The organism is Pseudomonas typographi, assembly GCF_014694385.1.
In the GTDB taxonomy this organism is placed as follows: Bacteria; Pseudomonadota; Gammaproteobacteria; order Pseudomonadales; family Pseudomonadaceae; genus Aquipseudomonas; species Aquipseudomonas typographi.
Genome location: NZ_JAAOCA010000022.1, coordinates 51416 through 64783 on the forward strand (window position 1 = coordinate 51416; position 13368 = coordinate 64783).

The 13368-nt window shown below is 61.4% G+C and carries 13 protein-coding genes; 2 read left to right on the forward strand and 11 right to left on the reverse strand.

Annotated elements, in window-relative coordinates; genetic code table 11:
- Position 1: 1 nt before the first annotated feature.
- Together HAQ05_RS17525 and HAQ05_RS17530 are read right to left on the reverse strand one after the other, a co-directional pair.
- Complete coding sequence (locus tag HAQ05_RS17525) at positions 2-1579, reverse strand: MFS transporter (protein ID WP_190422861.1); 1578 nt, start codon at positions 1577-1579, stop codon at positions 2-4.
- A 17-nt stretch (positions 1580-1596) separates the two neighbouring features.
- Complete coding sequence (locus HAQ05_RS17530; RefSeq protein ID WP_190422863.1) at positions 1597-2811, reverse strand: aminotransferase class I/II-fold pyridoxal phosphate-dependent enzyme; 1215 nt, start codon at positions 2809-2811, stop codon at positions 1597-1599.
- 299 nt (positions 2812-3110) lie between these two features.
- Between HAQ05_RS17530 and HAQ05_RS17535 the strand changes: the two genes are divergently transcribed.
- The gene (locus HAQ05_RS17535) at positions 3111-4049 is read left to right on the forward strand and encodes a LysR substrate-binding domain-containing protein (protein WP_190422865.1); all 939 of its coding nucleotides are present in this window, start codon (positions 3111-3113) and stop codon (positions 4047-4049) included.
- 253 nt (positions 4050-4302) lie between these two features.
- On the opposite strand, the gene HAQ05_RS17540 is transcribed toward HAQ05_RS17535, so the two are convergent.
- The 8 genes from HAQ05_RS17540 to HAQ05_RS17575 form a co-directional block, all read right to left on the reverse strand.
- Positions 4303-4581, reverse strand: coding sequence for a DUF971 domain-containing protein (locus HAQ05_RS17540; RefSeq protein ID WP_190422867.1), 279 nt, complete (start codon positions 4579-4581; stop codon positions 4303-4305).
- Entirely contained in the window at positions 4578-5534 is a 957-nt protein-coding gene (locus HAQ05_RS17545) for a HEAT repeat domain-containing protein (protein WP_190422869.1), read from the reverse strand. Before HAQ05_RS17545 ends, HAQ05_RS17540 begins: the two co-directional genes overlap by 4 nt.
- A complete protein-coding gene (locus HAQ05_RS17550; RefSeq protein WP_190422871.1) occupies positions 5531-6361 on the reverse strand; it encodes an ABC transporter ATP-binding protein in 831 nt (276 codons plus the stop codon). Before HAQ05_RS17550 ends, HAQ05_RS17545 begins: the two co-directional genes overlap by 4 nt.
- Entirely contained in the window at positions 6358-7143 is a 786-nt protein-coding gene (locus tag HAQ05_RS17555; RefSeq protein ID WP_190422873.1) for an ABC transporter permease, read from the reverse strand. Before HAQ05_RS17555 ends, HAQ05_RS17550 begins: the two co-directional genes overlap by 4 nt.
- A gap of 3 nt (positions 7144-7146) precedes the next feature.
- A complete protein-coding gene (locus tag HAQ05_RS17560; protein WP_190422875.1) occupies positions 7147-8550 on the reverse strand; it encodes an ABC transporter substrate-binding protein in 1404 nt (467 codons plus the stop codon).
- A 134-nt stretch (positions 8551-8684) separates the two neighbouring features.
- The gene (locus HAQ05_RS17565; protein WP_190422877.1) at positions 8685-8930 is read right to left on the reverse strand and encodes a 4Fe-4S dicluster domain-containing protein; all 246 of its coding nucleotides are present in this window, start codon (positions 8928-8930) and stop codon (positions 8685-8687) included.
- Positions 8931-8941: 11 nt separating this feature from the next.
- On the reverse strand, positions 8942-10678 hold the full coding sequence (locus HAQ05_RS17570; RefSeq protein ID WP_190422879.1) for a fumarate reductase/succinate dehydrogenase flavoprotein subunit: 1737 nt from the start codon (positions 10676-10678) through the stop codon (positions 8942-8944).
- Positions 10675-11424, reverse strand: coding sequence for a GntR family transcriptional regulator (locus HAQ05_RS17575; protein ID WP_190422881.1), 750 nt, complete (start codon positions 11422-11424; stop codon positions 10675-10677). The genes HAQ05_RS17570 and HAQ05_RS17575 overlap by 4 nt, the downstream gene beginning before the upstream one ends.
- A gap of 251 nt (positions 11425-11675) precedes the next feature.
- Here HAQ05_RS17575 and HAQ05_RS17580 point away from each other — a divergent pair, with 251 nt between their 5' ends.
- Entirely contained in the window at positions 11676-12689 is a 1014-nt protein-coding gene (locus HAQ05_RS17580) for a zinc-dependent alcohol dehydrogenase family protein (protein WP_190422883.1), read from the forward strand.
- A gap of 8 nt (positions 12690-12697) precedes the next feature.
- Here HAQ05_RS17580 and HAQ05_RS17585 read toward each other — a convergent pair whose 3' ends face one another.
- Complete coding sequence (locus HAQ05_RS17585) at positions 12698-13348, reverse strand: ribonuclease T2 family protein (RefSeq protein WP_190422885.1); 651 nt, start codon at positions 13346-13348, stop codon at positions 12698-12700.
- Positions 13349-13368: the final 20 nt, after the last annotated feature.

The window sequence follows — 13368 nt, forward strand, 5'->3', positions numbered from 1 at the left end:
TCTAAACCTCCGAGGTATTGAGTTTTTTTTCGGCGCTTGCGTGCTGTTTTTCATCCGCCGCATCGTCCGTTCTTTTCCGGATGTCGATCGGTGATAACTGGAATACCAGCCAGCAGCACAGTGCGCTGATCAGGAACACGAGCATGAAGGCGGCGGCAATGGAGCGCTCCAGCGCCTGTCGCGCGAGCCCCATCAAATACACGGGATCGGCCGCTGCACCGGGCCCGGCCAGGCCCGAAACAAGCACGGTCGGGTCCCGATATTGTGGTGCGTAGGCCGCCATTCCCGCGTTGGCGAAGATCTGCGCCAGGTAGTGAACATAGAGCGGGTTAACCAGGCTGCTGATAACGGCAGTTCCCAATAGCCCCCCGACCAACCGCAGCGACTTCTGCAATGCGGTTGCCATTCCCAAATGCTCTCTGTGGGCCTCGGCTTGGGTGAAGATGGTCAAGTTGAGCAGGATGAAACCCATGCCCACGCCAGACGCAGTCACCAACCCCATGAGCACCCACGCAGGCGTTCTGGAGTCTGTGATGGCGAACAGGGGAATGCTGGTGGCCAGCAGTACAAAGCCCGCCCTTGGTAGCATCTGGGGTTCTTTCATTCTGACCAGCAGCCGGCTGCTGGCGATCGAACCGAGGGAGCTGGAGACGGCGAACGGGAGCATCAACATCCCGGCGAACGCCGGCGTATAGCCGTATCCTCCTTGGAACAGCAGCGGCAGGTAGAACAGCACGGCGAACATCACCGCACCGGCCAGGGTGGCGAGGATGAACAACAGCCGCAGGTTACGTTCGCGAAACAGGGCCGGCGCAAGGAATGGCTGCGGTGCCTTGTTCTCGGTGCGGACGAACAACACGAACAGTAGCGCGCACCCGCTGCTAAGCAACAGGCCCCATAGCGGATCTTTGCCCAGTTGTTCCACAGTAAACTGCAACATCACCAGGGCTACGGTCATGAGTAACGCACCCATCCAGTCTAGCGAGTGAGATGCGTGGCGGTCGCGCGGGCTGTAATAGGGCAGGTAACGCCAAACCATGAGCGCGGCCAGCGCGCCTAGAGGCCCATTGACGTGGAACACATAGCGCCAACCGTAATGCTCTGCTACCCAGCCGCCGGCCACCGGCCCAACCGCATTGGACACTGTGAACACCAGGTTCAGCAGCACTTGCCACTTCAGTCGCTGCTCAGTGTCGCTGAACAGCTCAGGAATGCAGGCCAAGCCGCTACCGATCAGCATGCCACCACCGATGCCTTGCACTGCCCGTGCCAGGACGAACGTCAGCATGTCCTGGGCCAGCCCGCAACCTACGGATGAGGCGATGAAGATCACGATGGCCACGAGTACGAAGTACTTGCGCCCATAGAGATCGCCCAGCCTGCCGAACAGTGGGATGGTCACCATGGACGTCAGCATGTAGCCGGTCGCCGCCCATGAATACAGCGAGAAACCGTCAAGGTCGCCCACGACGCTAGGCAACACGTTACCGATCACCGTTTGGTCCAGGGCGGACAACATCAGTGCTAATGTGATGCCCAGCATCGCCAACAGGGTGGCTCTGAAGGTTGCAGGTTTCACGTCATTTATCACTTCGATCAGCCCGCCAGTTGCTCGACTGCTTTGGCAATGCGTGCACAGCCATCGCGCAACACTTCGATAGAGGTGGCGATCGACATGCGGAAGTACGGCGACAAGCCATAGGCGACGCCTGCCATGAGCGCGACGCCGGCCTGTTCGAGGAAGTACATGACCACGTCGTTGTCGTCTTCGATCAGGCGCCCATTGTCTGGGCGGCGCTTACCGATCAGGCCGCTGCAGCGGATATAGACATAGAACGCGCCGGCGGGTGGCTTGCAGTTCAGCCCCGGTATCGCGTTGATCAGCGTGACCACTTCGTCGCGGCGAGCTTTGTAAATCGCGCGTGTTTCTGCAATGAAGCCTTGCGGTCCGGTATACGCGGCCAGCGCGGCGGCTTGGCTAATGGAGCAACTGGTGCCAGCCGATTGCGATTTGAGCGTGTTGACAGCCTTGACCAGCGCTGTTGAGCCCGCGAGATACCCGATTCGCCAGCCCGTCATGGCGTAGGTTTTGGAGACGCCGTTGATAAGGATCACGCGCTCCTTCAACGCCGGTTCGACGGCTGCCAGGTGGGCTATATCGCCATCGTCGTAGCGGATGTGTTCATAGATATCGTCCATCAGAATGAACACGCGAGGGTGGCCCAGCAGTACTTTGGCCAATTCCCGATAATCGTCCGTGGTGTAGGTTGCGCCACAAGGGTTGCAGGGTGAATTGATGACCAAACACTTCGTACGCGAGGTGATCGCCTTTTCCAACTGGGACGCGGTGATTTTGAAGCCCGAGTCCTCTGTGCAGGGCACCACCACCGGCACACCTTCGAAAGTCTGGGCCATGTCGGGGTAGGACACCCAGTGCGGAGCAGGGATGATGACTTCATCCTCGGGGTTGAGAATTGCGCCGAACGCCAGGAACACCGCGCTTTTTGCCCCGTTGGTGACGGTGATTTGGTCGATGGGGTATTCGAGGTGGTTCTCGCGCAGCAACTTGTCCGAAATGGCCGATCGCAACTCGGGCGTGCCAGGGCCGGCGGTGTAGCGGGTTTCGCCATTGTCGATGGCGCGATGGGCGGCTTCACGAATATGGGCGGGTGTATCGAAATCGGGCTCGCCGACCACCAGGTTGGCAATCGATTTTCCTTCCCGTTTCAGGGCCTTTGCTCGGTCGCCAGCAATGGTGCTGGGCGAAGGTTTAATGCGCTGAACGCGGTCGGATAGCATGTGACTGGTCATTGGAACGCCATCGGCTGTTGAGAGTAATGCCGACAGAGCAAGCCCTGTGCCACCGCTGTTATGTATTTTCCCGCTTTATATTTGGAAACAACGCACGCCGTGCGCTGCTCAAGTGCGGCTGGCACTTTTTTGCACCAGTATGGTGTTATATAAGATGTGATTATCTATGATAAGGGGACTTTGCTATCCGTATTGATGATATTCTATAAGCATTGTTGATGGTTTTTATAGTTGCCGATGGTTTGACGGCCGTTGCATCATAAGGTATATAATGATGCGCTCGCTGACCTGGACAAAGCATGAATATTCAACAATTGAAGTTTCTGGTAGAGCTCACTCGAAATGACTTCAATGTTTCCCACGTCGCGAAGGCGCTCTGTACGTCTCAGCCCAATGTCAGCATGAATTTGGCGTCGCTTGAACAAGAGCTGGGTATACGTGTTCTAAAGCGTAAGCATCGGCGGATTATAGGTTTTACCGAACATGGTGAGCTTATCGCTACCAGCGCACGAACAATCGTCGCTGAGGTCGATCGAATCATCGATATTTCCGAAAAAAGCAAAAGTAAATCCGAAGTGCTACGCGTCATTACCACGCACAGCCAGGCGCGCTATTTACTCCCGGACGTTATTGAACGTTTCATTAAAGAATTTCCCAATGTTAGAATTACTATTCTTCAGGGAAGAAACGACGAAATAGTCGACAGTCTTATTTCCGGGCAGGCCGATATTGGGCTTTTTAATTTCCTGGTGACCAAGCATGTGGACCTGGTATTCATACCCTATGGGAAGTGTGACCGGTTGATCATTGCACCGGTCGGCCATGAGATCGAGCAATACGATCACCCGTCCCTTGACCAACTTACACTTTATCCAATGGTCATCTACGAGCCTGCTACATCCAATTCTCAAGTCGTGGGTACCCTGGAACGTATATCCAAAGATTCTCCTCAAGTTATCCATTGTACGAATACCGATGTGGTCAAATCCTACGTGAAACGGGGAATAGGAATTTCCGTTATCCCAGACTTCGTCTATAGCCCGGCGGAAGATCAGGGCCTCATTGCTATTAATGCTAGCCATTTATTTTCCAGTCCGAATTTATATGCCGTGCTCAAACGCCAAAAAATCACCAATGCACGCATCTATGATTTCCTTCGTGCACTGTCCGTAGGGTTGCCACGCTCGGTGGTTGACGCGGCGGTCTTTGGCGAGGCGCCGGGGGAGGTTGAGGCTTGATGGGGCTTAATTAGGCTATGTACGAAATCTTTTCGAGTGAAGACGAAAGCAGGCGAGGCACTGGGCCCGCATTCGAATTTACTGATTGTAAATGAGCAGCCCCACTATTACATCCATGCCTGTTTCACCGCAGCATCATCGATGCGTAGGTGCATTCCGTACAGAGCCTAGCGTTATTTTTTGGGCTATTGATTTATACCCGGCGTAATGAGACCAATCGAATCGGGTAAGCGGACGGGCCGGGCACAGTTGATCAGCCAAGGCCCTTCAAATACGCCCACGGGTAAATCCCACGGTCATGCCCATCACTGAACACCAATTGCACCCCATAGCCTTGCAGGTTTACCTGCACAACAGCCACCCCGACAGGGGTCACTTCTTCGACCCCGCGCAGGCGGGAGGCGCGGCAAGTGGAGCATGGGCAGGCCGCACGCAGTTGCAGGTAGTTCAACCGCTGTATACCCCGCCCCGGCCAGTCGATTTCCACCAGTCGCGCCGCGCGGCGGTTATCAATGGACCGTGGGCCACTCATGGTTGCAGTTGCAGCAGGGCAATGCGGATCGCTTTGCGCACTTCCGGGTCTGGGTCCTCGGCGGCGTCGCGCAGGGCTTGCACCGCGGCGTGGTCACCCAATTCGCCCAGTGCCAGCGCTGCCTCCTTGCGTAGGTTGCTGATGCTATGGCCCAGCAGTTCGATCAACGCCGCCTGCGCGTCGGGTACCTTCAACCGGCCCAGGGCACGGGCCGCGCGCAGGCGCACTTGCCAGTAGTCATCGGCCAGGGCCGCCACCAGTGCAGGCGCCGCGCTGGCATCGCCAACCTTGCCCAAGGTTGTGGCGGCCTCTTCCCGCACCGCCCAGTGCGGGTCAGCCAGTGCGCCCTGCAGTGCTTGCATGACCTCCGGTGCGTGGGCAAACCCCAGTGCACCGGCGGCACTGCGGCGCACCTGCGGGTCCGCATCTTGGCGTAGGCGGTCGGCTAGCGCCGGCAGGGCAGGGCGGTGTTTGAGCCAGCCAAGGATACCCACGGCTTCCCGGCGTATGCCGGCTTCGGTGTCTTGCAGGGCGCGCAGGGCCAGTGGCGCGCTGGCCGGCAAGCGCAGTTCCTTGAGCGCACGTAGGGCGCTGGCGCGCACAAAGGGTTGAGGGTGCTCCGCCCAAGGCAACAGGATTTCGCCCAAGGCGGTATCTTTGAGTTGGCTGAGGCTTTGCGCGGCGGCTTCGGCTACCGCCGGTTCCGCGTCGGCCAGCGCTTCGCATAGGGCCTGCACCACCGGTGCCTCGTCCCAGCCTTCGAGCAGGCTCGCCGCTTGGCCCCGTACAGTGGGGTGAGGGTCGCCCGCCAGCGCTTCTAACAGCCAGGGCAACCCGTCGGGGTCGCCAAGGTCGGCCAGTGCAATCAAGGCAAGGCGGCGCACGCCGGGGTCGGCGGCGGCCAAGCGCGGCAGTAACGGTTGGATGTCAGGGTTATTGGTGCTCACAGTCATAGGGCGATCTTCGAAGGGGTAAAGTCAGGCGGCAGCCCCAAGGGCGTGAGCCGGGGCAACGGGCGGTGTTCCGGGTGCAGCAGCGCCAGGCACTGGCGCTTGAGCGCAGCCAGGGCCGGGTGTTCAAGCCCTGGCTGGCGCTCGCTGCGCATGAGCGGCACCGGCAGGTCGGCGATCAGCCGGCCGGGCCGGGTACTCATTACCAATACCCGGTCGCCCAGCAACAGCGCCTCATCGATGTCGTGGGTGACGAATACCACGGTGGTGCGCACTCGCGCCCAGATACCCAGTAGCAACTGCTGCATACGCGCCCGGGTCAGCGCATCCAGCGCGCCAAAGGGTTCGTCCATCAGCAATACCCGTGGCCGGTTGACCAGCACACGGGCGATTTCCGCACGCTGCTGCATGCCACCGGAGAGCTGCCTCGGCCAGTGCCGGGCGAACTCGGCCAGGCCTACCCAGTCGAGCATCTCCCGCGCTTGCGCCTGCCGTTCGGCGCGGCCCAGGCCTTGCATCTTCAGGCCGAAGGCCACGTTGTCGAGTACCCTGCGCCACGGCAGCAAGGTATGGTGCTGGAACACCATGCCGCGTTGCGGCGAAGGCCCGACGATGGGTTCGCCATCGAGGTACAGCACCCCTTGGCTGGGGGCCAGGTGCCCCGCCAGTGCCCCGAGCAGCGTTGACTTGCCGCAGCCGGATGGCCCGAGAATGCACACGAACTGCCCCGGCTCGATGCTGAAGTCCAGCCCCAATACCGCATCAAAGGCTTGTTCGCCCTCGCCTAGGCGAATGCTCACCTGTTCGCTACGCAAATGGCTGTGGCTCATGGGCGCCCTCCTGGCCGATACCAAGGCATGGCCCACGCGCCCAGGCGTTTCACCAGCCAACTGCTGGCGAGGCCAAGCACGCCGATCAACAGCATGCCCACGATGATATCGGGGTAGTTTTGCAAGGTGTAGGCCTCCCAGGTGAAGTAGCCGATGCCCCACTGCCCGGAGATCATTTCCGCGGTCACCAGGCAAAACCAGGACGTACCCATGCCGATGGCCAGGCCCGTGACCACGCTAGGCATCGCCCCTGGCACCACCACCTCGCGCAGCAGTGCCCAGCGCCCGGCGCCGAGGCCCTTGGCCGAGGCGACCAAGCGTGGGTCGACGGCCTCCACGCCGTGTACCGTGTTGAGCAAAATGGGAAACAGCGCCCCGGTGAAGGTGATAAACACCATCGACAGCTCCGACGACGGAAACATTAAGATCGCCAGGGGTATCCAGGCCACCGCCGGGATCGGCCGCAGTACTTCCAGCGGCGGCAGCAAAGTGTCGGCCGCCCAGCGCGAACGGCCAATGGCAACACCTAACGTAATGCCTACCAGCGCCGCCAGCAGGTAGCCCGCCGCCACCCGTTCCAGGCTGGCCACCAAGTGCCGCGCCCACGCACCGGAGCCGAACAGGGCCAGTAGCGCCTGCAGCACCTCGCCCGGGGGCGGCACATTGCGAAACGTCACCAGGCCCAAGTCTGCGTGTTGTTGTGCCAATAGCTGCCATAGCCCCAGGCACAGCAGTAACGATAACCCACGCAGCGCCCAGCGGTAGGTGCGCACACTGGCCATGGCTCAGCGCGCTGCCACGGCGGCAGCACTGACGCCGGCATAGTCTTTGACCGTGCCGCCCTGGGTTTGGGCGAATGCGGTGGCCTGGTCCTTAAGCAAAAACGCATGCAGTTGCCCGCCCTGTGCTTGCACGTACCACGCCTGATTGGCCAGCAGTTTGATGCCGCTGTCGCTGGCCTGGGTATACACCGCGCGCACCGCCTTGCCCGCTTGCTTGAGGCTCGCGACCTGGGCCAATGCTTCTTCGGCGGATGCATAGCTGCGTACGGTAGGCTCACCCTGCACCCACACCTGGGCGACACGTTTAAGGTCGGTGATCGGCTGGCCGCTTACGGCGTCGTTGGCCTTCAGCGGTTGCGGCGCATAGTTGGCCAACGCCGCATCGTAATCCAGGCCCTGGGCCTTGAAGGCCTCGCGGATGTAGCGGTCGTCGATGAAGGTGTCGATGTTCAGCCCGCGGTCGGCTTTTTTCAGCAGCTTCAAGGTGTCGATGGCAGTGGCCACGGCCTGGCGGTATTCCGGCTTCCAGGTCAAGTCGCGGGTCTGCAAGCCTAGCGGGCCGTGGTAAAGGTAGACCACGCCGGCGTCCACACCGCTGACCTTCTCAATCAGTTCGCTGTACTGTTCGGGGTGCTCAGCCAGCAATTGATTGGCTTCGAGGGTGGCGCGCAGGTAGGCCACCACCAATTCCGGGTACTGCTTGGCGAAGTCTTCCTCTACCAGCGTGCCGTGGAAGGTCGGCGCGTTGGCTTGGGAACCGTCGAAGATCTTGCGGGCGAAGCCCTTGCTCTCGAACAATTCGGCGAACGGCACGAAGTCAGCATGCGCCGCCACCTTGCCCGCCTCCAGCGCAGAGCCTGCCACTTCCGGCGGCTGGGCGATGATATTGACATCGGTTTGTGGGTCCCAGCCTTGCGCGGCAATGGCCCGCAGCAACATGCCGTGGGCCGTGGAGGCGAACGGTACGGAAATCGTCTGGCCTTTGAGGTCGGCCAGCGACTGCACGGGCGAATCCTTCGGCACCACGATGCCGTTGCCGCTGCCCTGCACGCTGCCACTGAGCACGTTGATGAACAGGCTGTGGCGCCCTCCCGCTTCATGCGCCACGCCGTTGAGCGCGCCAGGGAAGTCGGCCATGGCGCCGAAGTCGAGCTTGCCGGCAACCATTTCGTTGGTCAGCGGTGCGCCGCTGGTAAAGTTCTTCCATTGGATGTCGTAATCGGCACCCTTGTATTGGCCGTCGTGCGGCAGGTACTTCTGCAACAAACCCAGTTCACGAATCATCAGCCCGCCGGCGGCGCAATTGATAGTGCTGTCCTGGGTGCCTATTGCGATGCGGATGGTTTGCGCATGGGCGCTCACGGCGAATACGGCCAGGGCTAGGCTGGCCAAAGTGGTGCGTAGCATGGGAAGGTGCCCTCGAGTCATGGGTGCGAATCGCCTCCGCCGCAGGCGAGGCGGTGGGAAACGAGGGGTGCGGCAGTCAGGCTTCCGGTGGCTGGCCGGTGGGCGTTTTTTGGTTTTTTATGAAACGGCAGTGCTCAGCGCAGCAGGTACGGTATCTCGACCTTCACCGCGCCGGTGGGGCAGTCTTTTTCACACGGCATGCAGTACCAGCATTCGTCGAACGCCATGAAGGCCTTTTGCGTGGCCGGGTCAATGGCCAACAGGTCCATCGGGCATACGTCTACGCACACGGTGCAGCCTTTGTCGGCGATGCATTTATCCGCGTCCACGGTTACCGGGGCGCTGGAACGAAAGAAAATATCCTGGGGCTGGAAGGCCATGGTGCGGGCTCCTAGGCGGCATGCCCGGGCGCCACGCGCAACCGGTCATAGGCGGTCAGTTCATTGGCGGCCAAGGCCACGACGTAGGGCTCCACCGGCACTTTGCGCGAGGCCATCGTGCCGTCCTCAGCCTTGTACAGGTGGGTATGGCAGAACCATTCGGCATCGTTGCGCTGTGGGTAATCCACGCGGTGGTGGTACAGCCCCCAACGGCTTTCGGTACGAAACAGCGAAGCGCGCGCGGCCATTTCAGCGCAGTCGCGGATCACGCTCACTTCCAGGGCCCGCATCAACTCATGGGGGTTGTGCGCTTTGATGTGCTCGATATCCGTGGCGATTTCACCGAAGCGTTGCAGGCCGATTTCCATCTTGCGGGTGACCTTTGGCGGCTGCAGGTAATCGTTGACCATCCGCCGCAATTTGTACTCCACCTGCGCCGCTGGCAGGCCATGCTCGCGCAGCATGGGCGCGTACACCCGCGCGCGTTCGGCGGCCACTTGGCGTTCGTCGACCGTGGCGTGTTCACGGCCCGCCACGAAAGCTGCCGCGTTGGCCCCGGCAAAGGCGCCGTAGGTAAACGCCCCGAGCATGTAGTTGTGCGGCACCGCGGCCATGTCGCCGGCGGCATACAGGCCCTTGACGGAAGTTTCGGCATGCTCGTTCACCCACACCCCCGAGGCGCTGTGGCCACTGCAAAAGCCAATCTCGGAGATATGCATCTCGACCATCTGCTGGCGGTAGTCAGTGCCGCGCCCAGCGTGGAACTGGCCACGGCTGGGGCGCTCATTGCTGTGCAGAATGGTTTCGATGGTTTGAATGGTTTCTTCGGCCAAGTGGTTGAGCTTGAGAAACACCGGGCCATTGCCGCTTTCGAGTTCCTGGTGGAACTCCCACATCATTTGCCCGCTCCAGTAATCACATTCGATAAACCGCTCGCCCTTGTTATTGGCTGTGTAGCCGCCCAGCGGGCCGGTCACGTAGGCGCAGGCCGGGCCGTTGTAGTCTTTGATCAGCGGGTTGATCTGAAAACACTCAAGGTTGGCGAGCTCGGCACCGGCGTGATAGGCCATGGCGTAGCCGTCGCCGGCGTTGGTGGGGTTCTCATAGGTGCCCATCAGGTAGCCTGAACTGGGCAGGCCCAGGCGGCCGGCGGCGCCGCAGCAGAGGATCACGGCTTTGGCCTTGATCAGATGAAACGCCGCGGTGCGGCAGTCAAAGCCCATCACGCCACTGACTGCGCCATCGGCCCCGAGCAACAGCCGGGTGGCGATCACCCGGTTGGTGATCTCTATCCGTGACCGCTTCAACTGCCGGTACAGCACCTTCTTGATGTCGTGGCCCTCAGGCATCGGCAACACATAGGCGCCCATGTGGTGGACCTTTTTCACCGCATAGTCGCCCGTTTCGTCTTTTTCAAACTTCACCCCCCAGCGGTCAAGCTGCTCGAGGGTGGTAAAGCTGTTTTGCGCGTAGGCCATCACCGCCGCCTGGTTGACGATTCCATCGTTGGCCACGGTGATTTCACGGGTGTACTGCTCCGGCGTGGCGTGGCCGGGCACTACGGCGTTATTCAGGCCGTCCATGCCCATGCTGATGGCGCCGCTTCGCTTGACGTTGGCTTTGTCGAGCAGCAGCACCTTGAGCTCGCGGTTATGCTCCTTGGCCTTGATCGCAGCCATGGGGCCGGCGGTGCCGCCGCCGATCACCACGATGTCGTATTCGCGCTCCAGGGTGGGAAAGTCGGTCATTGCGGGGCCCCCTTATGGCGGTCGATGCGCAGGCGGTACTGGAACGCATCGCCGCGGTAGTAAAGAAACTCGTAGTCCAGTGGCGCACCCTGGGTATCGTGGGTCAAACGCTCGATACGCATGACCGGTGCGCCGTCCTCCACCGCCAAGGCCTGGGCCAGCTCCGGGTCGGCAAGGATGGCGTCCACTGCCAGGTCGGCGTGGCCCAGGGCAATGCCGGCGTCGTTTTCAAGGATTAGAAAAATGTCGCGGCTGGCAAGGTCGGCGCGCTCCAGCAGCGGCTTGAGCGAGGCTGGCAGGTAGGTGACTTCCAGCGAAACCGCCTCGCGGTTGATCAAGCGTACCCGTTTGATCTGCAGCACCGAGGCCCCTTCCTTCACCCGCAGGCGCTGTGCAACCTGGGCGCTGGCCGGTACCAAGCGTAGGCTGCGCACTCGGTTGAACACCTCGAACCCCTGGGCTTGTACCGACTCGCCCAGCCCCTGCAGGGTGGTCACGTTCTGGAACGCCTTGGGCTTGGCGACGAAAGTGCCCTTGCCCGGGATCTTGAAGATCAGCCCCTCTTTTTGCAGGTCGCCCAAGGCCTGGCGCACGGTGATGCGGCTGACCGAAAACAAGGCGCACAGTTGGTGCTCGGACGGTACCTTGCTCATGGGTGGGTAGGTGCCCTCCAGGATACGCTGGCGTAAGGTGTCCTTGAGCTGGGTGAACAGCGGCACAGGGGACAGGGGCAAAAGCTGGGGCATGGCAACACTCATAACTTGTCATAACAGGTTGTGGGATAAATCTAGTAGTGCCCGTACTTATTGCTAAATACTATTTTTCCATAAGGTTATGGCGCTATTGCATCGGGGGCCATACGGTTGTCGGCAGGCATGTAATCAATCAAAAGGCTGTACCCACACGCACCGGCCGAGTAACCACGGGATTTTTTTGCACGTCCGCCCTGCCTTGGCCCTCTACACTGATGACCATTCAGAGGCAGAGGAGACCTACCATGAAAGCCATTACCGTGCGCACCCCAGGCGGGCTTGACCACCTGGCGCTAAGCGACTTGCCGGACCCGGGCCAACCAGGGGCGGGGCAGATCCGCGTGGCGTTGCATGCCACTTCGCTGAATTTTCACGACCTGCTTGTCGCCAATGGCAGTAGCCCAACGGCGGATGGCCGCGTGCTGATGGCCGATGGTGCCGGGGTGGTCGAGGCGGTGGGCCCTGGTGTGGCCGAATTCAAACCCGGCGACCACGTGGTCTCGGGGTTTTTTCCACACTGGCTGGCCGGCTCCGCCTTCACCGAGGTGGGCAACTTCGGCGGCACACCGGGCGATGGTATCGATGGCTTTGCCTGCGAATTCGCCGTGCGCGCGGCCACTGACTTCACCCACGCACCCAAGGGCTGGAGCCATGCCGAAGCCGCCACCATCACCACCGCCGGCCTTACCGCGTGGCGCGCGCTGGTAGGCGACGGCCGGCTCAAGGCGGGCGATACAGTACTGACCCTTGGTACTGGCGGGGTGTCTATCGCCGCGCTGCAAATCGCCAAGATGATGGGGGCGCGCGTGATCATCAGTTCTTCTTCAGACGCTAAACTCGAGCGCGCCCGGCAGCTCGGCGCCGATGAAACCATCAACTACCGTAGCCAGCCGCAGTGGGCCGAGCAGGTGCAAGCGTTGACCGGTGGCCGGGGTGTGGACCACGTGATCGAATTGGGCGGGCCCGGTACGCTGGCGCAGTCGATCAAGGCCGTGCGGGTGGGCGGGCACATCTCGCTGATCGGTGTACTGACCGGGCGCCAGGGTGAAGTGCCCACGGCATTGCTGATGGCCAAGCAGGTGCGCTTGCAGGGCTTGATCGTGGGCAACCGCCGCCAGCAGCAGGCGTACGTGGCTGCGCTGGAGCAAGCGGGCGTGCGGCCCGTAATCGACCGAACTTTCGCCCTGGAGCAACTGGCCGATGCATTCGCCCTGCAGGCCAGCGGTGAGCATTTCGGTAAAATCTGCGTGCAGTGGTAAGCCGGCTTTCAGCGCACCCCTGGCACCAGCAGGTCCGGCTGCTTGCACTGGCCCTTTAGCGCCTGCCCGCAATCGGTGGGCGCCAGGGCCTTGTTCAGGCACACGCGCACTTCGCGCAACTGGTTACGTGTGCAATACACCGCGATCCCCCCTGCTGGAATGCCAGGGTTGTGTTGTTGAAACAGGGCCTTGACCGCTTGCGCCGATAACCGCCGCGCGTTCGGTGCCGGTTGCAGCTCGGGCGGTATCGTGACCTTGGCCAGCGCCCGGTCGGCCGCGTCGAAATAGCCGCGCGCGCCGAGCCCGCTGCAGGTGCCGTGCTTTTTCCACTCGTGTTCCAGCAGCTCCGGGGAAGGGTACATTGCCATGCCCTGGGCGCGCTCATCGGCGGTCAGCGCCGTGATGGGTGCGCAAAACTGCGGCCAGCGGTTGTTGGCGAACTGCGGCCATAGGCCATGCAGCACAAAGCCGTAACCCTTGCCGCTGCATTGCGCATCCTGGGGCTTGGCCAAGCAGTAACTGGGCGACCAGGACAAACTCAATACATAGAAATCGAACACCCCAGCGGCATCCAGTGGCGCGGGCGAGGGGCCACGCGCCTGGGCAGCGGCGGCGAGCAGGCCAATCAGCGGCAGGGCAAGTGATAAGCGTGTGGGCATGGGCGGGGGTGCTGCGCGGC

What these genes read in the sequence shown, in the direction of transcription:
- HAQ05_RS17530 (WP_190422863.1), bottom strand. Translation starts at nt 2,811, where the DNA reads ATGACCAGTCACATGCTATCCGACCGCGTTCAGCGCATTAAACCTTCG.
- HAQ05_RS17535 (WP_190422865.1), top strand. Translation starts at nt 3,111, where the DNA reads ATGAATATTCAACAATTGAAGTTTCTGGTAGAGCTCACTCGAAATGAC.
- HAQ05_RS17540 (WP_190422867.1), bottom strand. Translation starts at nt 4,581, where the DNA reads ATGAGTGGCCCACGGTCCATTGATAACCGCCGCGCGGCGCGACTGGTG.
- HAQ05_RS17545 (WP_190422869.1), bottom strand. Translation starts at nt 5,534, where the DNA reads ATGACTGTGAGCACCAATAACCCTGACATCCAACCGTTACTGCCGCGC.
- HAQ05_RS17550 (WP_190422871.1), bottom strand. Translation starts at nt 6,361, where the DNA reads ATGAGCCACAGCCATTTGCGTAGCGAACAGGTGAGCATTCGCCTAGGC.
- HAQ05_RS17555 (WP_190422873.1), bottom strand. Translation starts at nt 7,143, where the DNA reads ATGGCCAGTGTGCGCACCTACCGCTGGGCGCTGCGTGGGTTATCGTTA.
- HAQ05_RS17560 (WP_190422875.1), bottom strand. Translation starts at nt 8,550, where the DNA reads ATGCTACGCACCACTTTGGCCAGCCTAGCCCTGGCCGTATTCGCCGTG.
- HAQ05_RS17565 (WP_190422877.1), bottom strand. Translation starts at nt 8,930, where the DNA reads ATGGCCTTCCAGCCCCAGGATATTTTCTTTCGTTCCAGCGCCCCGGTA.
- HAQ05_RS17570 (WP_190422879.1), bottom strand. Translation starts at nt 10,678, where the DNA reads ATGACCGACTTTCCCACCCTGGAGCGCGAATACGACATCGTGGTGATC.
- HAQ05_RS17575 (WP_190422881.1), bottom strand. Translation starts at nt 11,424, where the DNA reads ATGCCCCAGCTTTTGCCCCTGTCCCCTGTGCCGCTGTTCACCCAGCTC.
- HAQ05_RS17580 (WP_190422883.1), top strand. Translation starts at nt 11,676, where the DNA reads ATGAAAGCCATTACCGTGCGCACCCCAGGCGGGCTTGACCACCTGGCG.
- HAQ05_RS17585 (WP_190422885.1), bottom strand. Translation starts at nt 13,348, where the DNA reads ATGCCCACACGCTTATCACTTGCCCTGCCGCTGATTGGCCTGCTCGCC.